Consider the following 21570-nt stretch of genomic DNA (forward strand, 5'->3'; position numbering starts at 1 on the left):
TTCCGCTAAGCGTCGACCATTTTCTGTGCATCTGCACGGCAAGAAGTGACACTTTTCACAAAAGGCGGGGGAAGTGTGATGTGGATCGGGCTAGTGAGTGGGGTGAAATGAAATGGAGTTTCGAATAAGGTTGGGGGCGATAATACCCCTCACCCCGGCCCTTTCCCGAGGGGAAAGGGCGAAAACAGGACAGCAGATTTCCCCCACACCAGAGGGAAATTTGAGCGTCAGGCAATTGTCACTTTGCTGTCCAGGTAGACATCCTGCACCGCGTTGATCAACTTCACGCCGTCGGCCATCGATTTTTTAAACGCCTTGCGACCCAGGATCAGCCCCATCCCGCCCGCGCGTTTGTTAATCACCGCCGTGCGCACCGCATCAGCGAGATCGTTTTCACCGCCCGCCGCACCGCCGGAGTTAATCAGCCCGGCGCGGCCCATGTAGCAATTTGCCAGCTGGTAGCGCACCAGATCGATAGGGTTGTCACTGGTCAGCTTGCTGTACACCCGATCGTCGGTATAGCCGAATTTGACCGCCTGGTAACCGCCGTTATTTTCGGCCATTTTCTGCTTCACGATATCCGCCCCAATGGTGGCCGCCAGGTGGTTAGCCTGCCCGGTCAGGTCGGCGGAGACGTGATAATCGGTACCGTCTTTGTTAAACGCCGGGTTGCGCAGATAGGCCCACAGCACCGTCACCAGGCCCAGCTCGTGCGCGCGCTCAAAGGCCGCTGAAATCTCTTCTATCTGACGGCGCGACTGCTCTGAGCCAAAGTAAATGGTCGCCCCCACCGCAACAGCGCCCATATTGAATGCCTGCTCGACGCTGGCATACAGGGTCTGGTCATATTCGGTGGGATAACTCAGGGTTTCGTTATGGTTCAGTTTCACCAGGAACGGAATGCGGTGGGCATAGCGCCGCGACACTGAGGCCAGCACGCCGTAAGTAGAAGCCACGCAGTTACAGCCCGCCTCAATCGCCAGCTCCACAATGTTCTTCGGATCAAAATAGAGCGGATTGGCGGCAAACGACGCCCCCGCTGAGTGCTCCACGCCCTGGTCAACCGGCAGAATCGACAGATAGCCCGTTCCGCCCAGCCGCCCGGTGTTATACAGCGTCTGCATATTGCGCAGCACGGCAGGTGGGCGGTTATTGTCGACCATCACCCGGTCAACGTAGTCGTGACCAGGCAGATAAAGATGGTCGGCTGGAATGGTTATACAACGATGCTGTAACAGGCTGTCGGCGTCTTTGCCAAGCAGCTGCGCAATATCAGTCATAGCTTTGCTCCCGTCAGGGCCGACGTGATGTCGGCGCGTAGTATCCAGGCTCACATTTTTGTGAGCAGACTAAGCCTGGTACCGCCTGAACAGATTTTCCACCACCTGCCGCGCATTTCCGTGCCGGTTGCTGGCGCGTTTGGTGTACAACATTTTTGTTACATTGATCAAACATTCTCCACAAAGGTATTTCAAAGGTATTATTGAGTGGTATGTTAAAGGCGTACCCTCTCTGACATGCAGGATTAAACAATGAAAACGAAAGTCCAACTGTCATTCATGATGTTTGTTGAATGGTTTATCTGGGGCGCATGGTTTGTGCCGCTGTGGCTGTGGCTGAGTAAAAGCGGCTTTAGCGCAGGAGAAATCGGCTGGTCGTATGCCTGTACCGCGATTGCGGCGATCCTTTCACCAATCCTGGTTGGCTCGCTGACCGACCGCTTCTTTGCCGCCCAGAAAGTGCTGGCAGTGCTGATGTTTGCCGGCGCGGTGCTGATGTACTTTGCCGCACAACAAACCGAGTTCAGTTCCTTCTTCCCGCTGCTGCTGGCCTATTCCCTGACCTATATGCCGACCATCGCGCTGACCAACAGTATCGCTTTTGCCAACGTTGACGATGTGGAGGCGGATTTCCCGCGCATTCGCGTCATGGGCACTATCGGCTGGATCGCCTCCGGCCTGGCCTGCGGGTTCCTGCCGCAGATGCTGGGCTTTAGCGACATCTCGGATACCAATATTCCGCTGCTGATGACTGCCGCCAGCTCTGCCCTGCTCGGCGTATTCGCGCTGTTTCTGCCAAACACGCCACCGAAGAGTACCGGCAAGCTGGATCTGAAAGTGATGCTGGGGCTGGATGCCCTGATCCTGCTGCGCGACAGGAACTTCCTGGTGTTCTTCTTCTGCTCGTTCCTGTTCGCGATGCCGCTGGCGTTCTACTACATCTTCGCCACCGGCTACCTGACGGAAGTGGGCATGAAAAACGCCACGGGCTGGATGACGCTCGGTCAGTTCTCAGAAATTTTCTTTATGCTGGCCCTGCCGTTCTTCACCAAACGCTTTGGTATTAAAAAGGTCCTGCTGCTGGGTCTGATTACCGCCGCCATCCGCTACGCCTTTTTTGTCTTCGGCGGCGCGGAAGAGTACTTCACCTACGGCCTGCTGTTCCTCGGTATTTTGCTGCACGGCGTGAGCTATGACTTCTACTACGTGACCGCGTACATCTACGTGGACAAAAAGGCGCCGGTGCACATGCGTACCGCCGCGCAGGGCTTGATTACGCTGTGCTGTCAGGGCTTTGGTAGCCTGTTGGGCTACCGTCTGGGCGGCGTGATGATGGAAAAAATGTTCGCTTACAAAGAGCCGGTGAATGGGCTGACCTTCAACTGGGCCGGGATGTGGACATTTGGTGCAATCATGATTGCGGTGATTGCCGTGCTGTTTATGCTGTTTTTCCGCGAATCGGATAAAGAGATCACCGCAATTGAGGTGGTTGATGGCGATACCGCGCTGACACGAGGGGAAGTTAAATGAAACAAGAACGTGTTCTCGGTGCCCTTTACGGGCAGGCGTTAGGGGATGCGATGGGCATGCCATCGGAGCTGTGGCCGAGAAAGCGCGTCAAAGCGCACTTCGGCTGGATCGACCGGTTTTTACCCGGTCCGGCGGAAAACAATGCGGCCTGTTATTTCAACCGCGCGGAGTTTACCGATGATACCTCGATGGCGCTGTGTCTCGCAGATGCGATTATCGAGTGCGACGGGCAGATAAACGCTGACGCGATCGGTAAACATATCCTGCGCTGGGCGCTTGATTTCGACGCCTTTAATAAAAACGTGCTCGGTCCGACATCGAAAATCGCCCTCAACGCCATTCGCGACGGTAAACCGGTCAGCGAGCTGGAAAATAACGGCGTCACCAACGGGGCGGCGATGCGTGCCTCCCCGCTGGGCTGCCTGCTCCCAACAGTCCCTCTGGAGCAGTTTGTTGAGCAGGTCGCGCTGGCCTCCAGCCCGACCCATAAATCGGATCTCGCCATCGCCGGTGCGGTGGTGATTGCCTGGGCGATTTCGCGCGCCATCGACGGGGAGAGCTGGCAGAACATCGTTGACGCCCTGCCGGGCATCGCTCGCTATGCGCAGGAAGCCAAACCCACAACCTTCAGTGCATCGCTTGCCGCGCGCATTGAACTGGCGCTCAAAACCGTGCGAGAGGCCAATGGCACAGAGTCCGCCAGCGAGCAGGTTTATCACCTGGTTGGGGCGGGAACCAGCACCATTGAGTCGGTTCCGGCGGCGATCGCGATGGTCGAGCTGGCAGCGACTGACCCGAACCGCTGCGCCATTTTATGCGCCAACCTGGGCGGTGATACCGACACCATTGGCGCGATGGCAACGGCTATCTGCGGGGCACTGCACGGCGTGCAGGCGATTGACCCGGCGCTTAAGGGCGAGCTCGATGCCGTTAACCAGCTCGATTTTGGCGCTTATTGCGACAAACTCCTGCACTATCGGGAGCAAAGGGAGGGCCTATGAGTTCTTTTTCCCAACGGCTTGCAGCGTTACACACTACCCGCCCGGTCACGGTGCTGGGTGCCGCAGTGATTGACGTGATCGCCGATGCCTATGCCCTGCCCTGGCGCGGGTGTGACATCGAGCTTAAACAGCAGGGCGTCAACATTGGCGGCTGTGCGCTGAATATCGCCATCGCCCTGAAACGGCTGGGGATCAGCGCACAAAACGCGCTGCCTGTCGGTCATGGCGTGTGGGCGGAGATTATTCGTCACGCGATGGCAAAACAGGATCTGCACAGCGTTGTGGAAGCCGACACCGGCGACAACGGCTGGTGCCTGGCGCTGGTGGAGCCCGACGGCGAACGCACGTTTATGTCGTTCAGCGGCGTGGAGAATCAGTGGCAGCAATCCTGGCTTGATGCGCTTAATGTGCCGAATAACAGCCTGGTCTATCTGTCCGGTTATCAGTTGGCCTCACCGTGCGGGGCGTTACTGACAGACTGGCTGGAAGGCCTGCAGAACGTGACGGCGTTTATCGATTTTGGCCCACGGATTGCGGATATTCCTGACGCGCTGATGACGCGGATTATGGCCTGCAAGCCGATCGTGTCGCTCAATCGTCAGGAGTCGCAACTGGCTGCTGAAAGATGGGGGGTCGAAGATGACAGGTTGGGCGCTTACTGGCAGCAACGGTTCGGCTCCGTGCTGATTGTACGTCACGACAAGGACGGTGCAGCCTGGTACGATGCTGAGAGTTCGGGCTACGTTCCTGCGTTTGCGGCCAGCGTGGTCGACACCATTGGCGCAGGTGACAGCCACGCGGGCGGCACGCTCGCCGGGCTGGCGGCGGGATGGAGCCTGGCGGACGCCGTGATGCTGGGCAATGCGGTGGCCGCCTGGGTGGTCAGCCATCGCGGGGGAGACTGTGCGCCCACGCGCGCAGAATTACTCCTCGCACACAAAGACGTATAGGTCGCTGCGACAGTAGCTGATGCTGTACTCAATAGGCCGGTGTTGCTGGTCAAGCGCAACCTGCTTGATCACCAGCACCGGTATTTTGTCATCCATTTTGATGTGAGTCTGAAACTCGCTGTCCGGCATGCGGGCGCTGACGCGAGAGCGGGTCCGCTGCGGGAAGATATTCTGGCTGCGGAAGTAGTCGTACAGCGAAATGCCAATCGCATCCGGGTCAGGGATCAGCGCAACCGGCACCCAGGACTCTTCAATCGAGACGGCGTCATCATCCACATAACGAATACGCTTCAGCAAAAAGACGTCGCTTTCCGGGGCAAGCAACAGCTGGCTGGCGACCTCTTCCGGACACTTCACCACCCGCTTGTTGACCCACAGCGTATTGGGCTTTTTACCGCGCAGCACCACCTGCTGAGAAAACCCGCGCGCTTCTTTCAGAGAATATTCAAAGATATTATTAATTTGCGTCCCGTAGCCACGGGCACGCGTCACCACACCCTCTTCTTCCAGCGCCTGCATCGCTTTACGCACGGTGATACGTGACACCCCGGTCAACTGGCTCAGATCGCGTTCGCCCGGCAGGATATTGCCGTGCGCCAGCACCCCGCTGCGCACCGCATTTTTTACCGTTTCGGCAAACTTCAGGTACAGCGGCGTGTTGTCCGCTGCCGCGATCCGTTCAGTGAGTTGAGCAATTAACCGGGTATGCGCTTGTTCCATCTCTGTTTTTCTCAGGCCTGATGTATCCCGTCAGTATACGGCTTACCACCACGCGTGGAAATGGTGTACCGGCCCAATACCGTGACCCACTTCCAGACTATCGGCTTTGGCCAGCGCGGCCGAGAGCCAGCCCTTGGCCTCCTGTACCGTATCCGCCCAGTTGTCATGGCGTGGACGCAGCGCCGCCAACGCGGCAGAGAGTGTACAGCCGGTACCGTGGGTGTTTTTGGTCTGCACGCGCGGGGCGGTGAAGCGCAGTTCGCCGTCACGAGTGAACAGCCAGTCCGGGCTTTCGGCATCATCCAGATGACCGCCTTTCATCAGTACCGCCCCGCAGCCCATGGCGAGCAGCGCCATGCCCTGCTCTTTCATTTCGCGCTCGTTTTGCGCGTGTGGGGCATCCAGCAGGGCAGCCGCTTCGGGCAGGTTGGGAGTGATCAACTCCACCTGCGGCAGCAGCTTTTTGCGCAGCGTATCGACAGCGGAAACAGACAACAGCGGGTCGCCGCTCTTTGCCAGCATCACGGTATCGAGCACCACGTTCTGCACCTGATAACGTTTAAGCTGCTCTGCCACCGCCTCAACAATATCCGTCTCTGCCAGCATACCGATCTTGGTGGTATCAATACGCACATCGCTGAATACCGAGTCCAGCTGCGCGGCCACAAAATCCGGTTCGATGCGGTACACCGACTGCACCCCACGGGTATTTTGCGCCACCAGGGCGGTGATCACCGAGCAGCCGTAGGCCCCGAGCGCGGAGAAGGTTTTCAGATCGGCCTGGATCCCTGCGCCGCCGCTGGGATCGGTACCGGCAATAGTCAACGCGTTAATACGCTTCATGCCTGTTCCCCCAGATTCCACAGAGCATCCACAAACGCCGTTGCAAAACTGCCTGGCCCCCGGCTTTGCGCGGCCGCAAGGATGCCCGCCCGCTTCATCCAGCCGCAAGCGGCGGCGATATTATCGAGCCGATCGCCCGGCAGCGAACAGCTGGCTGCCGCCACCGCCGACAGCGCGCAACCGGTGCCCACCACGCGGGTCATCATCGGATCGCCGCCGTGAATGGCCTGGATGCGCTGCCCGTCGGTGACGTAATCCACCTCGCCGGTCACCGCGACGATCGCGTTAGTCTGGCGCGCCAGCGCCTGCGCGGCCGGCAAGGCACTGGCCGCCGTATCGGTGGTGTCCACCCCGCGCCCGCCCGCACTCATCCCGGCCAGGGCCATAATTTCCGAGGCATTACCGCGAATGGCGGCGGGTTTCAGGATGAGGATTTGCTGGCAGAAACGCGTGCGGTACGCCAGCGCCCCAACGGCTACCGGATCGAGCAGCCAGGGCTTGCCAGCGGCGACGGCGCTTTCGATTGCCCGACGCATCGACTGGGCGCGAGACGCGGTCAAGGTGCCGACATTAATCAGCAGCGCATCGGCCACGCTGGCAAATTGTTCGGCCTCTTCGGCTTCAATCACCATCGCCGGTGACGCCCCGAGAGCCAGCAACACGTTAGCGGTAAAGGTCTGCACCACATCATTGGTCATGCAGTGGGTCAGCGGGGAACGGGTTCGGAAGTGGTGTAAGGCGTGTAGATTAAGCAGGTCAGGCTGCATGGTATCGCTCCTGCCTTGCGCGAAGAAGCGATAGCCCGGAGGGCATCTGACTTCCCTACGCTGGCATTATCCAGATCAGGTGGTACGGGTATTTCTCAGCCTTCACAAAGAAGGGCACCCCGAGTCATTGACATCAATACTGGCGATTAATGCTCTGCACTAATCCCGGTCAGGATCATGCCAGCAGGCAAACCGAGACACAACCCCCTCTCATTAAAGCAATGCAGAATGTGCTTTTGTGGAAGTGCTTCTTTTCCAAAATGGAGTTTCACTTAAGTCTAATACTTGTTGCGCATGTAGTGATTGTTTGTAAAATGACCACCAGGATTATTTCTATAACAAGTAGAGGGACTTATGCAGCAATACACCAATGAGATCACGTCTGAACTCCGTGAATCCTCCTCACAACCACCCTACAACGAAGATTTCTTAGCGTGCTGTGACATTCAGACACGCGAACAGTTTGAAGATTTAAACAAACACGTTACCCGCCCGATAACTCACATTTTTCGATTCGCTGTAATTGGAAGCGTTACCCGTAACGGCGGAGTGATAGTCAATGCTTCGGGAGGTAGTACGACTGGCGGGTATAAGATTGCACGCGTTGGAGATAACGTTGTTTATGCTGACGGCAGTGAAGCCACTATTATTTCCGGTGCAGGTGAAGCGCGTATTATGCAGGGCGCATCTGCGACATTGGTTGGCAGTATGCTCGATAACGGAGACGAAATAATCTCAACACCACAATCCTGCAGCAGACTGGAATTTCGTGAAGGTGACGCATTCCCTAAAGGATTCCTGACCATGTCAGGGAGGAAACATTAATGGCAGCCAAAGGTTACTTTCTGTTCAGGGGTGATAAGACGGTCTGCGGCGGTCGGATTATCGAAGGATGGAGTGATCATCAGTTTTTCGGTAAAGACATGGCCTGCGAAGGCCATCAAGTAACCTGTGGTAATCATCCAGGTCGTTACCGTATCTGTGGCGGTCTTGATACCGACGACATACATGGTAAAAGGATTGCCGGAACGCTGCACAGCTATAGCTCCTGCCCCTGCAAATCGAAATTCGTCCCTTCAAACATCGATGATGATTACGAATTTAGTCGAGAAAAAACAGTAGCGCACACCGATCTATCTCACCTCATCGAGATGCCTTTACTCCCTGGGCCGATTGAGCCAGAGCCAGAACAGCACGCGCAGACAGCGAAGAAGAAAACAGGCCTGGATGCAGGTTTTGCCGTTATCCCCTATGGCGGCACGACAGAAGCCTGGCAACGCCTGCTGTTCACTGAGAATCCACCAGCAGGAGCCAAAGAGCTATTCGTGACACTGAATGGTGCAAACGAAAAATATAAAGCTGGTTCTATTATGCTTCTGGTTGATCCTGAGAAACAGGACAACGAGCAGATCGCCCACATGCAGCAAGCAAAAGCACGGATTGATGCAGCCCTTGAGCCGCTGACACATAAAGAAGCTAATTTCCTGCATAAGCATTACGCTACAATAGCTAATTTCACCAGCTATGCTGATATGGGAATTGGACTTGCAGCCGATCCGGTTGGTAAATATTTTGAAAACATCGAGAAAATTCTTAAAGAGATCCAGGAAACGTATAAAAACACCTACAGAACTCGTGGCGCTTTAATTGGTGAACAATTTTACGTCAGACGTTCGAAGTTATTTAATGAGCTTGACCGCGTGCTAAAAGTTGCCTTCTTAAATAAGGCGATGAAGTTTGGCGAGTATACAAAGATAAAAAATGCGCTTGGTTTATCTACCAGTTCAATCACTCATAAATGGAATGAAACTGGAGTCAGCGACATAGAAGGTTATGCAACGCACATCGAACGAGCAGCAAAATACTTTAAAGCTATGAAATATATTGGCTACGTAGGCATAGGCTTCAGTGCGGTTCACTCAACAAATGAAATAAATGAGGCTTGCTCGATTGGTCGCGAAGCTGAATGCACAAAGAAGAAATACATTGAAATAGGCAGTTTTTCTGGAGGAGTTGGTGGTGGTATTTTAACTGGCTCTCTTGCTGTCCCCCTGTGCATCGCTATTGGCATTGGAACAGCCGGAACAGGCGGCTTAGTTTGTACCATAATAGCTGGCGGGACTTTAGGTTACGCTGGTGGTGAAGCTGGTAGCTGGGGAGGAGAGAAAGTAGGTAACTCGCTCTATAATGTGATCCAGGAGGCTAAGTGAAACCCTTGAATTTAATTATAATCATTTTAACGTCATTATTTTTTCTATCTTTATTATTCTATCTAATTTATGGTAAGTTTACAGAAAGAAAATTTGATATTATTGCAGAAAAATTTAACAAAAAATTTGGATACATGCCATTTTCAATGACGGCTGGACGAAATGGTGGCTTCTTCTTTTGGGGTTATAAAGAGTCCTATTTGATTTGTGCATTATTTTTCACGAATTTTCCTGCAACAAAAAAGACATTAACGCAAGAGGAAGTTGATTTTTTTAAGGGCCTGGATAGAATTGAAATTTCATGGTTCTATAAAAAACATCTTGCAATGTTAATTGGGTTATTATGTTTTATTGGGTTATTAGTTATTTTTAAACTCAAAACATTATGATTTCCAGACGAACCAAGGGGCTCAGATGCCCCTTGAATTTATTATTAAGAATTACCCCCATGATTAGGCAGGATAACGTGCTTAGGGAGGTTTTTAACAACTTCCATGTAACGCTCATTTGCCATCGAGAAAGATTTTGTCCAGTTACGCCCTTCTCATCTTTATACAATCAGCAAGGCTTAACACTTTGCGTTCTGACGCAATCAGATTCGACAACAATGATTCGAGCACAGGGCTCGGCGTAACTAATGTTTGAATTATTGACATCAATACGTTGCGATTAACCTAAGGTTAACGGCTGGTCAGGATTCAAATCCCCGCTGATAATCATGTAAACGGCAGAAGGATCACGCCCGTCAACATTGACACATCCTGGGATAAGTCTTAGCTTTTTAGCTATTCGTGCTAAGTGTGATCTGCATCAAACTGTTTTATGCCCCATTCCGAGATAGTCATCTCGCGTCTGTAAGCCGTTACTTCTATAGAAACAAAGCAATCACACCGACGCGTTCTCCGCTCAATTAAGGTTAATGTATGAATAAGATTGTTTTAGCAGGTATTGTTGCGATTCTTCTCTCCGGCTGCGTCTCAGAAGAGCAACGTTTAGCAAATTGTGAAGCGAAGGGCGTTAGCCGCGATGCGTGCTATGTCGCCGATCAGAACCGCCAGGCCACGATTAATGCGGCCGCTGAAAAGCAGGCGCTGGAGAATGCCCAGGCGGCAACCCACGTTAAAAAGTAAATTTATCGTTTTTTTACCCTCGTCAGTCATGCGCTGGCGAGGGTATTTTTACCCCCCTGATTCCCCCTCTTTTTTTGCCTGAGCGCCCGCGGGCCAACCCTAGCCGCCATGCGGGTTTACGCCCTGAACGCCTCAACGAAGCGGGCGTAACAAAACGATAAACAATTAACCATTGAGCCCCGCGCAAAAAGGCTCTATATTGGCCGCGATTTTTGAAGCCCTTCTCATTTTTCTAATTAATTATTCAATCGTGGCCACACGCTGAGCTGCGGTTGTAGGAGTGATATGATGACGGATAAAGTCCGTATTGATACTTTGAATGCCTCTTCTTTCAAAACCAACGAAACCTATCTGGCCCGTCAGGCCGAAATGGAATCCAACGTCAGAAGTTACCCACGCAAACTGCCTTTAGCGATTACAAAGGCGGACGGCGTGTGGATCACTGATGCGGATAACAAAGAATATCTTGATTGCCTTGCCGGAGCGGGAACGCTGGCATTGGGTCATAACCATCCTGATGTGCTGAAAAGCATCCAAAGTGTCATTACCAGCGGCTTGCCGTTACATACCCTGGATCTGACAACGCCGTTGAAAGACGCGTTTTCAGAATTCCTGCTCTCTGTTTTGCCTGGTCAGGGCAAAGAGTACTGCCTGCAATTTACCGGCCCGTCCGGCGCGGATGCAGTTGAAGCCGCACTGAAGCTGGCGAAAAAAGTCACCGGCCGCAGCGGCATTATCAGCTTCTCTGGCGCGTATCACGGGATGACGCATGGCGCACTGTCCGTGACCGGCAACCTGTCTCCAAAAGAAGCCGTCGACGGCATGATGCCAGAAGTGCAGTTCATGCCTTACCCGCACCAGTACCGCTGCCCGCTGGGTATCGGCGGTGAAGCAGGTGAAAAAGCGCTGAGCTACTACTTCGAAAACCTGATCAACGACGTTGAAAGCGGCGTGCGTAAACCAGCTGCCGTGATTCTGGAAGCGGTTCAGGGCGAAGGCGGCGTGAACCCGGCTCCGGTCGAGTGGCTGCAGCGCATCCGTAAAGTGACCGAAGAGAACGGCATTCTGCTGATCCTCGACGAAGTGCAGGCGGGCTTTGCCCGTACCGGTAAGTTCTTCGCCTTCGAACACGCGGGCATCCAGCCTGACATCATCGTGATGTCCAAAGCTGTCGGTGGCGGTCTGCCGCTGGCCGTTCTCGGCATCAAAAAGCAGTTCGATGCCTGGTCTCCGGGGCACCATACCGGTACCTTCCGTGGCAACCAGCTGGCGATGGCCACTGGCCTGACTACGCTGCAGATCCTCAAAGAGCAGAACATTGCTGATAAAGTTGCCGCCCAGGGCGAGTGGCTGAAAGCAAAACTGGTTGAGCTGCAGAAACGCTATCCGGTTATCGGTCACGTGCGCGGTCTGGGCATGATGATTGGTATTGAGATCGTGAAACCGCACGAAGCGGCAGACCACATGGGCTGCTTCCCGGGCGATGGCGATCTGTCTGCGCTGATCCAGAAGAAATGCTTCGAAGCAGGTCTGATTCTGGAACGTGGTGGTCGTAACGGCAACGTTGTTCGCCTGCTGCCTTCCCTGCTGATCAGCGATCAGGAACTGAACGTGTTCCTCGACAAATTTGAGCAGGCCCTGCTTGCTGCGGGCGTACGCCCAGCCTAACCGAACCGGAGACGAAGCATAAGATGTCAGATTTAAACCCGATTTTGTCGTCATCGGCGCAAAGCATTGAAGCCTATCAGCAGGCTATCGAGCAGAGCACCCAGGCGGTCATGCAGTGGCTGAAGCAGCCGGAAATGTACCAGGGCAAAACGGTCGCCGAACTGCGCGAAAGTATCAACCTGGATTTCAGCCCGCAAGGGCTGGGCAACGAAACCGCCATCGCGCGTGCCGTTGAATATTTCCTGAAAGACAGCCTGGCGGTGCATCATCCGCAGTGCGTGGCGCATCTTCATTGCCCAAGCCTGGTGGTTAGCCAGGCGGCGGAAGTGATGATCAACGCCACCAACCAGAGCATGGACTCCTGGGATCAGAGCCCGTCGGCGACCATTATCGAGATCAAACTGATTGAATGGCTTCGTACCCGCCTGGGCTATCAGGCTGGCGATGCGGGCGTGTTCACCAGCGGTGGAACCCAGAGCAACATGATGGGTCTGATGCTGGCGCGCGATGCGTTCTTTGCGCGTCTTGGCCACTCTGTCCAGCAGGATGGGCTGGTGGGCGATCTGCGTAAAATTCGCGTTCTGTGTTCTGACAGCGCGCATTTCTCCGTGCAGAAGAACATGGCGCTGATGGGCCTTGGCTACCAGTCCGTTATCCAGGTGAAAACGGACGAATGTTCGCGAATGGATCTTAACGATCTGGCCGCGAAGATTGACCAGTGCAGCGCCAACGGCGAGCAGATTCTGGCGATTGTTGCCACGGCAGGCACCACCGACGCGGGTGCAATCGACCCGCTGCGTGCGATTGCCGGGCTGGCAGCGAAGCACGATATCTGGGTTCACGTGGATGCGGCCTGGGGCGGCGCACTGCTGATGTCCGAGAAATATCGCGATTACCTGGACGGCATTGAGCTGGTGGATTCCGTTACCCTGGACTTCCACAAGCAGTTCTTCCAGACCATCAGCTGCGGCGCGTTCCTGCTGAAAGAAGCGCGTCACTATGAGCTGATGCGTTATCAGGCGGCGTACCTGAACTCTGAGTTTGACGAAGAGGCGGGCGTGCCGAACCTGGTATCCAAATCCCTGCAGACGACCCGTCGTTTCGACGCGCTGAAGCTGTGGATGAGCCTGGAAGCGCTGGGTGAGAAGAAGTACGCTGAGATCATCGATCATGGCGTAACCATGGCCCAGCAGGTTGCCGCTTACGTGACGGAACAATCTCTGCTGGAACTGGTAATGCCACCGCAGCTGGCGAGCGTGCTGTTCCGCTTCCGCCCTGAGCAGCATCTGGACGATGCGGCTATTGCGCTGCTCAACCAGAAGATTGGCGATGCGCTGCTGGATTCGGGTCGTGCCAACGTTGGTGTGACCGAGCACAACGGTGTCACCTGCCTGAAGCTGACCCTGCTGAACCCAATCGTGACGCTGGAGGATGTCAAAGTCCTGCTGTCGCTGGTGGAACGCACGGCGCTCGAACTGCTGAACAAGTAAGTCGTTATACCCGGCCGCCGCTCGGCTGCCGGGTCTTTAAATCCCCTTCTGGCGCCGTGTTGTCTGTGTACCCTCATTTTGCGCAGCAGCGTAACCGTAGGCATCGTAACCCGAGCTGTAATAGCTGGCGGCCGATTTCATGACATCGTTCAGAATGGCACCTTTAATGTTGACCCCCATCTGCTGCAAACGTCGGTAGCTGACCTGCATCTCCCTGACGCTGGTGACATTAAAGCGGGCAACCAGCAAGGTCGTGGCTGCAATTTCGCCCACCAGGGCGGCATCCGTGACGGCGAGAATCGGCGGGGTATCGACAATGACCATATCGTAATGCTCACTGGCCCAGCGCATAAACTCACGAAAACGACTGTGCATCAGCAGCTCGGCAGGATTAGGCGGGTTTTGCCCGCAGGTCACCACATCGAACTTGCCGCTGGCATAGGTCTGAACCGCCTGCTGGAACTCCACCTTTCCGGACAGCACACCGGATAAACCTACGTCATTTTTTAGTTTAAGAATATTGTGCACATAGCCTTTACGCATATCGGCATCGATAAACAGTACGCGCTGTTCCACCTGCGCCACCAGCGCCGCCAGCGAGGTGCTGACCAGCGTTTTGCCGCAGTCCTGCGTCGGCCCGCTGAACATCAGGATGTTATTCGGTGCGTCCATCATGGCAAAGTGCAGGCTAGTGCGTAATCCGCGAATGGCCTCGACAAAAATATCCAGCGGTCGGTCTACCGGTAAAAACGGCACATCGGTGGTTCTGTGCTTGAAGCACCAGGAGAAGTATTTGCCGCTTAAGCGGGTTTTTTTGCTCAACCATTCTGAGCGCGGCAGAGTAGCGTAGACATTGACGCCCTCGCTCTCCAGCTGCTCCGGGCTACTAATACCGCGTCGCAGCGCTGATTTTGCCAGCACCAGCCCCATCGATATGAACAACCCGCACAGCGTCATCATTATTACGATCAGCGCTCTACGCGGTTTTACAGGCGCAGGTTGCGTCACGGCGGGGTCAATAATCCGCACGTTGCCGATGGTGCTGGAGCGGGAGATATTCAGCTCCTGCTGGCGGGTCAGAAGCTGCAGATACACCGCGCGGCCCGAATCCACATCGCGGCTCAGACGGACAATCGCCTGCTGCGTCGAGGGCATCGCAGTGACGCGTTTGTTCAGTCGATCGCGATCGCTTTCTAAAGTTTGACGTTTTTCACGCAGCGCACGATAGGTTGGGTGATCTTTCTTAAAGTGCTGGGAGATTTCCGCTTCGCGAAAGGTCAGCTCATTCAGCTGATTGTCGACGTTAACGATTTGCTCCAGCACCGACTTCGCTTCCAGCGTTAAATCTACCGAGTCGCTTTTCTTACGATAGGCATTCAGGCGCTCTTCTGCATCCTCCAGATCGCTACGCACCAGCGGCATCTGACGCTGAAGGAAGTCCAGACTTTGTGAATCCTGCGCCGCCTGGCGGGCAATGTTTTGCTGCAGATAGCTTTGGGCAATGTGGTTCAGCGTGCGGGCAAGGCGCCCGGGATCGACCCCGGTCAGGCTTAACCCGAGGATCCCGCTCTCTTTGCCCTGCTCCGTCACGTTAAACTGGCGGCTCAGGGCATTGATGGCTTCCAGCTGCGAGCGCTGCTTAACCGTGAAACGCATGCCCGGCGGCGCTGACAGCTCGCGCACCGTGATGCTCACTTCCGCGGTTTGCAAGGGCTTGCCTACGGTACCCTGAGCGCTGACGCCCTCGCCTTCCAGCCGGTAGTTGTCTTGGCTCTCTGCCGTTACGGTGAGCGAGCCTGATGCAGGCAGCGTCAACGCATCGAGCGTCAGGATAGCGGGCGTTTGACCGGTAAGTCTGGCCCAGCCCTTACCCACCAACGGTAAATAGACCGGGGTTATCTCATCGCGTAAGCGCAGCGCTTCGACCGTTTCACCGAGGATCATGCGGGATTTCAGGAGCTGAATTTCGGCTGACGAATCCGGTGCCATATCCGATGACAGCTGGTTTAAGGTTTTAAGCAGATTGTTTTGCTGCTTCTCTTCTATTTGCACCATCGCATCAGCGATATAGACCGGCGGCGTAAATAACGCATACGCGCCGCCGCAAAGGGCGCAAAATAACGTGAAGCTAAATATACACAGGCGATGATCAATGAACTCTCCCAGAAGACGCGCCAGATCCAACTCTTGATTTTCTGCAGAATAACCCTGTGCGGTTATGTTTTTTGGCGACATGTACGTAATCCCTTAACTGTAAGCCGTTTGGCCCATTCCTGACTCGCCTCGCCCAGCAGGCGAAAGACATACTCAAAAGCATCCATGCTTTTACCGTAAGGATCGGGGATCTCCTGCCTCCCTATCCATTGCCCAAACAGCAGCGCCTTGCCTCGCACCTCCGGTGCAATAAGCGAGATACGATTGATCTGCTCTGACTCCATGGCGAGGATCAGATCGCTTTGTCGCATCATTGGCACCGTCAGGAGACGGGCGATGTGATCCTTGAGCACGACGCCGTGCAACTCCGCCACACTCTGCGCAAGGACGTCCGCAGGCTGGCCGACCAGGCCGCAGATGCCTGCAGAAGAGACCTGTAGCGCGGGAAGTTGCTGCTGTAAAAGGCGCTCGCCCATGGGAGAGCGACAAATATTGCCGGTGCACACCACCAGAATGGAATGAATCATTATTCAGGCCAGGACTTAATAAAACGCACGGTTTCCGTCAGGTCATGCACGCCGCTGATAGTCGGTACAAGCTGCATCAGTACCCGGTTCCAGCGTGACAGCGGTGCCGTCGTGACGTAGACAATGTCGTAAGGCTGTAGCTGAAACTCCGTCCCCAGCACCATGGCGGAGGCATCACGGGCGTTGAGCTGATAGATTTGGGCGATCTTGCCGTCGCGGCTTTTACCCGCAGTGGAGCGGATGACGAAGATACCGGTGGCATCGGCCATGTCCTGATTCAGGCCTCCGGCGTTAGCCAGTGCTTCGGCCAGCGTCATGCCACTGCGGTCCATCTTCAGGGTGCTCTGTTTGACGACCTCACCCATCACAAACACTTTCAGGGCATCATTGCGTGGAATAAACAGAATATCGCCCGGCCACAGCAACCGGTTTTGCGTCAGATCGCCATGCTGCATCAGGGAATACAACGAAATCCGCGAGTCTTTGCCGTCGTGCGTGAGTACAACGTTGCGCCAGTCCGCGTCAGCCGAGAGGCCGCCCGCCGCGTTGATGGCATCCATCACGGTCAGCGGAATATTGGTGATGGGCTGCTGGCCCGACTTATTCACCTCGCCGGTGATATAGGCTTTTTGCGAACGGAATGCGGCGATACTGACATCGACCTGCGGGCTTTCAATCACCCGATCCAGCCGGGCGGTGATCTCTTCTCGCACCTGCGCCAGCGTTTTGCCAGCAACATGGAGTTTACCCACGTACGGATAAAACAGCGTGCCGTCGGCTCCGACCCAGTTTCCGGTATCGCTGGCGCTGCGGTATTGCCCGGCTGGCGTGGTAAGTTCAGGGTGATCCCAGACGGTGATCATCAGAACATCCCCCGGCCCGATACGGTATTCCCAGCGCGTTAACTCTTCATCAAGATTCGGATTTACCTGAGATTTAGCACTGGCAGGACGAAGCTTTTCAATAACAGAGGGGGTCAGCGGCCAGACATCCACGGCTTTATTAAGATCCACCGGGTGATCGGCTACGGTAACGTTATTTTTCCCGGACGTATTAAGATGTTGACCGGGAATAATTGTGCAGCCGGTTAATAAGAATGCTGCAAAAAAACCGGCACCTGCGCGGAGTGTCGTTTTCATTAATAATAAAACTCTGGTGATTGCGTTAATATTCCATTAATCCCGACGCAGAAAGCGTAGCGAGCGCCATTAAAAAATGCACTTATAATTATAGAGTTACAAAAAACCGAATATAAAAAACAAGACTTACCGAACTGATAAATACCTGATTATGGATTCAAGAAGAGGAAAAAAAAGCAGGATCAATAATTCAGGACGCATCATAAACATTACGCTATGAAAAAAATACAGGCTAACACTCACTATTCTATAAGTAGCCGTTACTTTAGGATTCCATTAACGTAATTATTAATTATATAGTGGTTAATAATTGATAACATTCACACCAACAATAATCGTTACTGCGCCAGCCCCCATGCGAATGTACAGATTTGTTACATTTTTTTGCAAACGGGCTGTCTGGCAAAACCCTAAACTAGCGCGTCTGTTGCTCAATGAGGGAACAGCAGCGTAAAACAGCCATGGTAAATCTGGAGAAAAAATGACTAAAGGTAAATTACTGCTTCTGGGCGTATTGATGTCCGTTGCGAGCGCGGCAATTGCTGTACCGAAAGCCGCAGCAGCACCCTCGGGTATCCAGGCCTATGAGGAACAGGAGTTTATTGCCGATTTTACGAAATTTAAGATTGGTGATTTTGCCCCGGCACAGTACCTCACCCCGGAATACACCATCAAACAGTGGAATCTGCGTAACCTGCCAGCTCCGACGGAAGGCGCCCACTGGACCTACATGGGTGAAAACTACGTCCTGATTGGCAATACGGACGGCAAAATCATGAAGATCTATAACGGCGATATCTTCTACCACCGTTAATCGACGCTTGCTGCACAATTCAGGCTGCCCGCAATGAGCAGCCTGAATGTTTTATACCGCGCGGAAAGCGATTTCGCCCGGGATAATCTCACCTTGCCAGTAAAGCTGCGCGGCAACACGATCCGCCAGCTGGCGATACATCTCGGTGAAATCACTCTCCGGACGGCTCACCACCGTCGGCTTACCGCTGTCCAGATCTTCACGCAGGGTGATATGCAGTGGCATCTGGCCGAGCAGTTGAGTGTGATACTGTTCCGCCAGCTTCTCGGCACCGCCGGAGCCAAAGATAGCTTCGTGGTGGCCGCAGTTGCTGCAGATGTGCATGCTCATGTTTTCGACCACGCCCAGCACTGGCACCTCCACTTTTTCGAACATCACAATGCCTTTTTTGGCGTCGATCAGGGCGATGTCCTGCGGCGTAGTGACGACTACAGCCCCGGTGACCGGGATGTTCTGCGCCAGCGTCAGCTGAATATCACCGGTACCCGGCGGCATATCCAGCACCAGATAATCGAGATCCGGCCACATTGTCTCCTGCAGCATCTGCATCAGCGCTTTACTGGCCATCGGCCCGCGCCAGACCATAGCGTTATCGTCAGTCACCAGATAGCCAATTGAGTTGGTCGCCAGGCCGTAGGCCATGATGGGCGCCATGTGGGTGCCATCAGGTGAGGTCGGACGTTGGTTTTCTGCCCCCAGCATGTTGGGGATCGACGGGCCATAGATATCGGCATCCAGGATCCCGACCTTTGCCCCTTCGGCGGCCAGCGCCAGCGCCAGATTCACGGCGGTGGATGACTTACCCACACCGCCCTTGCCGGAACTGATGGCAATGATGTTTTTCACGCCGTTCACGCCTGGATGGTTTTTCACTCGCTTCAGGGTGGCGATAGCGTGAGTCAGCTTCCAGTCAATGGCTTTTGCGCCAGTGATGCGCAGCAGTTCAGCGCTCGACTGCTCTTTCAGCGTCTCAAACGCATTGCTCCAGACAAACGGCATCTGCAGTTCGATATGCAGGGTGTCATCCAGCCACGCGACGTGGTGCAGCGCTTTCAGCGTCGTCAGATTATGCTTGAGGGTTGGATGCTGAAAATTAGCCAGTGTTCCAGCGACCATTGCGCGTAAGGCTTCCGGTGATTTGGCCTGGGATTGAGAACTCATCCCGACTCCTTTGTTCTTGTGAATAAGACCTTTGTCAGACAAGTTTACCTGAAAGGCCATGGTTTGTGCTTACTTAATAATGACCCTTTTGGTACTATCAAAAACCCTTTTTACTGTAAAAGAAGTAATGCTCACTATGACTCAAGTCGCGAAAAAAATTCTGGTAACGTGCGCCCTGCCGTACGCAAACGGTTCAATCCACCTCGGCCACATGCTGGAGCATATCCAGGCTGATGTCTGGGTCCGTTACCAGCGAATGCGCGGCCATCAGGTTAACTTTATCTGCGCGGACGACGCCCACGGCACGCCGATCATGCTGAAAGCACAGCAGTTGGGAATTTCTCCTGAGCAGATGATCACCGAAATGAGTCAGGAGCATCAGACCGATTTTGCTGGCTTCGACATCAGCTACGATAACTATCACTCGACGCACAGCGACGAGAACCGCGAGCTGTCTGAGCTGATTTACACGCGCCTGAAAGAGAACGGTTTCATCAAAAACCGCACCATCTCTCAGCTCTACGATCCGGAAAAAGGCATGTTCCTTCCGGACCGCTTTGTGAAAGGCACCTGCCCGAAATGTAAGTCTGCGGATCAGTATGGCGATAACTGCGAAGTCTGTGGCGCGACCTACAGCCCGACCGAGCTGATTGAGCCAAAATCCGTGGTCTCCGGCGCCACGCCTGAGCTGCGTGATTCCGAGCACTTCTTCTTCGACCTGCCGTCATTCAGCGCCATGCTGCAGGCGTGGACCCGCAGCGGCGCGCTGCAGGAGCAGGTGGCGAACAAAATGCAGGAGTGGTTTGAATCCGGCCTGCAGCAGTGGGACATCTCCCGCGATGCGCCGTACTTCGGCTTCGAAATTCCGGATGCGCCAGGCAAGTATTTCTACGTCTGGTTGGATGCGCCAATTGGCTACATGGGTTCCTTCAAGAACCTGTGCGACAAGCGCGGCGACACCACCAGCTTCGATGAATACTGGAAAAAAGATTCTGACGCCGAGCTATACCACTTTATCGGCAAAGACATTGTTTACTTCCACAGCCTGTTCTGGCCTGCCATGCTCGAAGGCAGCAACTTCCGCAAGCCGACCAACCTGTTCGTTCACGGCTACGTGACGGTCAACGGCGCGAAGATGTCCAAGTCGCGCGGCACGTTCATTAAGGCCAGCACCTGGCTGAACCATTTTGACGCCGACAGCCTGCGCTACTACTACACGGCGAAGCTCTCTTCCCGTATCGACGATATCGACCTGAATCTGGAAGATTTCGTGCAGCGCGTGAACGCCGATATCGTCAACAAGGTGGTCAACCTGGCGTCGCGTAATGCCGGCTTTATCGCCAAACGTTTCGACGGTGTGATGGCGGATGAGCTGGCCGATCCGGCCCTGTACCAGACCTTTATCGACGCAGCGGCGACCATCGGCGATGCGTGGGAAAGCCGCGAGTTCGGCAAAGCGGTACGCGAAATCATGGCGCTGGCGGATGTCGCCAACCGCTATGTTGACGAGCAGGCGCCTTGGGTGGTGGCGAAACAGGAAGGCCGCGACGCTGACCTGCAGGCTATCTGCTCAATGGGCATCAACCTGTTCCGCGTGCTGATGTCTTATCTGAAGCCGGTTCTTCCGCAGCTGTCAGAACGTACTGAAGCGTTCCTGAACACCGAACTGAGCTGGGACAGCATCAATCAGCCTCTGCTCGGCCATAAGCTGAACGCCTTCAAAGCCCTGTATAATCGCATTGAGATGAAGCAGGTTGAAGCGCTGGTCGAGGCGTCGAAGGAAGAGGTGAAAGCCGCCGCCGCACCGGTCACCGGTCCGCTGGCAGACGAGCCGATTCAGGAGACCATCAGCTTTGACGATTTCGCCAAAGTCGATCTGCGCGTGGCGCTGATTGAAAACGCGGAATTTGTCGAGGGTTCTGACAAACTGCTGCGCCTGACGCTGGACCTGGGCGGTGAGAAGCGCAACGTCTTCTCCGGCATTCGCTCCGCGTACCCGGACCCGCAGACGCTGATTGGTCGTCACACGGTGATGGTCGCGAACCTCGCGCCACGTAAAATGCGCTTCGGCATCTCGGAAGGGATGGTGATGGCTGCAGGCCCAGGCGGGAAAGATATCTTCCTGTTGAGCCCGGACAGCGGTGCACAGCCTGGTCATCAGGTGAAATAAACGAAAAAGCCGGATT

At 54.6% G+C, this 21570-nt stretch carries 18 protein-coding genes, 1 pseudogene and 1 riboswitch; of the genes and pseudogenes, 11 read left to right on the forward strand and 8 right to left on the reverse strand.

The window, feature by feature from the left end:
- Positions 1-227 precede the first annotated feature (227 nt).
- Positions 228-1280: a class I fructose-bisphosphate aldolase gene (gene fbaB / locus M8013_RS15810; RefSeq protein ID WP_271268745.1), complete on the reverse strand. Its 1053-nt coding sequence runs from the start codon at positions 1278-1280 to the stop codon at positions 228-230.
- A gap of 252 nt (positions 1281-1532) precedes the next feature.
- Between fbaB and M8013_RS15815 the strand changes: the two genes are divergently transcribed.
- The 3 genes from M8013_RS15815 to M8013_RS15825 are packed head-to-tail and all read left to right on the forward strand — an operon-like array spanning position 1533 to position 4761.
- On the forward strand, positions 1533-2810 hold the full coding sequence (locus M8013_RS15815) for a nucleoside permease (RefSeq protein WP_271268746.1): 1278 nt from the start codon (positions 1533-1535) through the stop codon (positions 2808-2810).
- Positions 2807-3811 carry an ADP-ribosylglycohydrolase family protein gene (locus M8013_RS15820; protein ID WP_271268747.1) on the forward strand — a complete coding sequence of 335 codons (1005 nt, stop codon included), beginning with the start codon at positions 2807-2809 and terminating at the stop codon, positions 3809-3811. The genes M8013_RS15815 and M8013_RS15820 overlap by 4 nt, the downstream gene beginning before the upstream one ends.
- Entirely contained in the window at positions 3808-4761 is a 954-nt protein-coding gene (locus tag M8013_RS15825; protein ID WP_271268748.1) for a PfkB family carbohydrate kinase, read from the forward strand. The genes M8013_RS15820 and M8013_RS15825 overlap by 4 nt, the downstream gene beginning before the upstream one ends.
- Here the strand turns inward: M8013_RS15825 and M8013_RS15830 are convergent.
- Genes M8013_RS15830 through thiM form a run of 3 tightly spaced genes read right to left on the reverse strand, consistent with a single transcriptional unit; the run spans position 4735 to position 7091 of the window.
- Positions 4735-5481: a GntR family transcriptional regulator gene (locus tag M8013_RS15830; protein ID WP_271268749.1), complete on the reverse strand. Its 747-nt coding sequence runs from the start codon at positions 5479-5481 to the stop codon at positions 4735-4737. The genes M8013_RS15825 and M8013_RS15830 overlap by 27 nt on opposite strands.
- A gap of 42 nt (positions 5482-5523) precedes the next feature.
- Entirely contained in the window at positions 5524-6324 is an 801-nt protein-coding gene (gene thiD / locus M8013_RS15835; protein ID WP_271268750.1) for a bifunctional hydroxymethylpyrimidine kinase/phosphomethylpyrimidine kinase, read from the reverse strand.
- Entirely contained in the window at positions 6321-7091 is a 771-nt protein-coding gene (gene thiM, locus M8013_RS15840; protein ID WP_271268751.1) for a hydroxyethylthiazole kinase, read from the reverse strand. The genes thiD and thiM overlap by 4 nt, the downstream gene beginning before the upstream one ends.
- Before the next feature lie 35 nt (positions 7092-7126).
- Positions 7127-7223, reverse strand: a riboswitch (TPP riboswitch).
- Positions 7224-7445: 222 nt separating this feature from the next.
- Here thiM and M8013_RS15845 point away from each other — a divergent pair.
- The 6 genes and pseudogenes from M8013_RS15845 (at position 7446) to M8013_RS15870 (ending at position 13589) form a co-directional block, all read left to right on the forward strand.
- The gene (locus tag M8013_RS15845) at positions 7446-7916 is read left to right on the forward strand and encodes a PAAR domain-containing protein (RefSeq protein ID WP_271268752.1); all 471 of its coding nucleotides are present in this window, start codon (positions 7446-7448) and stop codon (positions 7914-7916) included.
- The gene (locus M8013_RS15850; protein ID WP_271268753.1) at positions 7916-9301 is read left to right on the forward strand and encodes a PAAR domain-containing protein; all 1386 of its coding nucleotides are present in this window, start codon (positions 7916-7918) and stop codon (positions 9299-9301) included. The genes M8013_RS15845 and M8013_RS15850 overlap by 1 nt, the downstream gene beginning before the upstream one ends.
- Complete coding sequence (locus M8013_RS15855) at positions 9298-9690, forward strand: hypothetical protein (RefSeq protein ID WP_271268754.1); 393 nt, start codon at positions 9298-9300, stop codon at positions 9688-9690. The genes M8013_RS15850 and M8013_RS15855 overlap by 4 nt, the downstream gene beginning before the upstream one ends.
- A gap of 534 nt (positions 9691-10224) precedes the next feature.
- Positions 10225-10413 (forward strand): annotated as a pseudogene (locus M8013_RS15860) (hypothetical protein); the annotation flags it as partial.
- A gap of 303 nt (positions 10414-10716) precedes the next feature.
- On the forward strand, positions 10717-12099 hold the full coding sequence (locus M8013_RS15865) for a diaminobutyrate--2-oxoglutarate transaminase (protein ID WP_271268756.1): 1383 nt from the start codon (positions 10717-10719) through the stop codon (positions 12097-12099).
- A gap of 23 nt (positions 12100-12122) precedes the next feature.
- Positions 12123-13589 (forward strand): pyridoxal phosphate-dependent decarboxylase family protein, encoded by a 1467-nt coding sequence (locus M8013_RS15870; protein ID WP_271268757.1) that lies wholly within the window; start codon positions 12123-12125, stop codon positions 13587-13589.
- Between the two features lie 36 nt (positions 13590-13625).
- On the opposite strand, the gene M8013_RS15875 is transcribed toward M8013_RS15870, so the two are convergent.
- Genes M8013_RS15875 through M8013_RS15885 form a run of 3 tightly spaced genes read right to left on the reverse strand, consistent with a single transcriptional unit; the run spans position 13626 to position 17409 of the window.
- Positions 13626-15824, reverse strand: a complete 2199-nt coding sequence (locus M8013_RS15875) for a polysaccharide biosynthesis tyrosine autokinase (RefSeq protein WP_271268758.1) — start codon at positions 15822-15824, stop codon at positions 13626-13628.
- Positions 15806-16270 (reverse strand): arsenate reductase/protein-tyrosine-phosphatase family protein, encoded by a 465-nt coding sequence (locus M8013_RS15880; protein ID WP_271268759.1) that lies wholly within the window; start codon positions 16268-16270, stop codon positions 15806-15808. The genes M8013_RS15875 and M8013_RS15880 overlap by 19 nt, the downstream gene beginning before the upstream one ends.
- Positions 16270-17409: a polysaccharide export protein gene (locus tag M8013_RS15885; RefSeq protein ID WP_271268760.1), complete on the reverse strand. Its 1140-nt coding sequence runs from the start codon at positions 17407-17409 to the stop codon at positions 16270-16272. The genes M8013_RS15880 and M8013_RS15885 overlap by 1 nt, the downstream gene beginning before the upstream one ends.
- Before the next feature lie 481 nt (positions 17410-17890).
- Between M8013_RS15885 and M8013_RS15890 the strand changes: the two genes are divergently transcribed.
- A complete protein-coding gene (locus M8013_RS15890; RefSeq protein ID WP_271268761.1) occupies positions 17891-18223 on the forward strand; it encodes an RcnB family protein in 333 nt (110 codons plus the stop codon).
- Positions 18224-18274: 51 nt separating this feature from the next.
- On the opposite strand, the gene apbC is transcribed toward M8013_RS15890, so the two are convergent.
- Positions 18275-19384: an iron-sulfur cluster carrier protein ApbC gene (gene apbC / locus M8013_RS15895; RefSeq protein WP_271268762.1), complete on the reverse strand. Its 1110-nt coding sequence runs from the start codon at positions 19382-19384 to the stop codon at positions 18275-18277.
- 136 nt (positions 19385-19520) lie between these two features.
- Between apbC and metG the strand changes: the two genes are divergently transcribed.
- Entirely contained in the window at positions 19521-21554 is a 2034-nt protein-coding gene (metG, locus tag M8013_RS15900; RefSeq protein WP_271268763.1) for a methionine--tRNA ligase, read from the forward strand.
- Positions 21555-21570: the final 16 nt, after the last annotated feature.

It is taken from the genome of Silvania confinis, assembly GCF_025564085.1.
Taxonomy (GTDB): domain Bacteria; phylum Pseudomonadota; class Gammaproteobacteria; order Enterobacterales; family Enterobacteriaceae; genus Enterobacter; species Enterobacter confinis.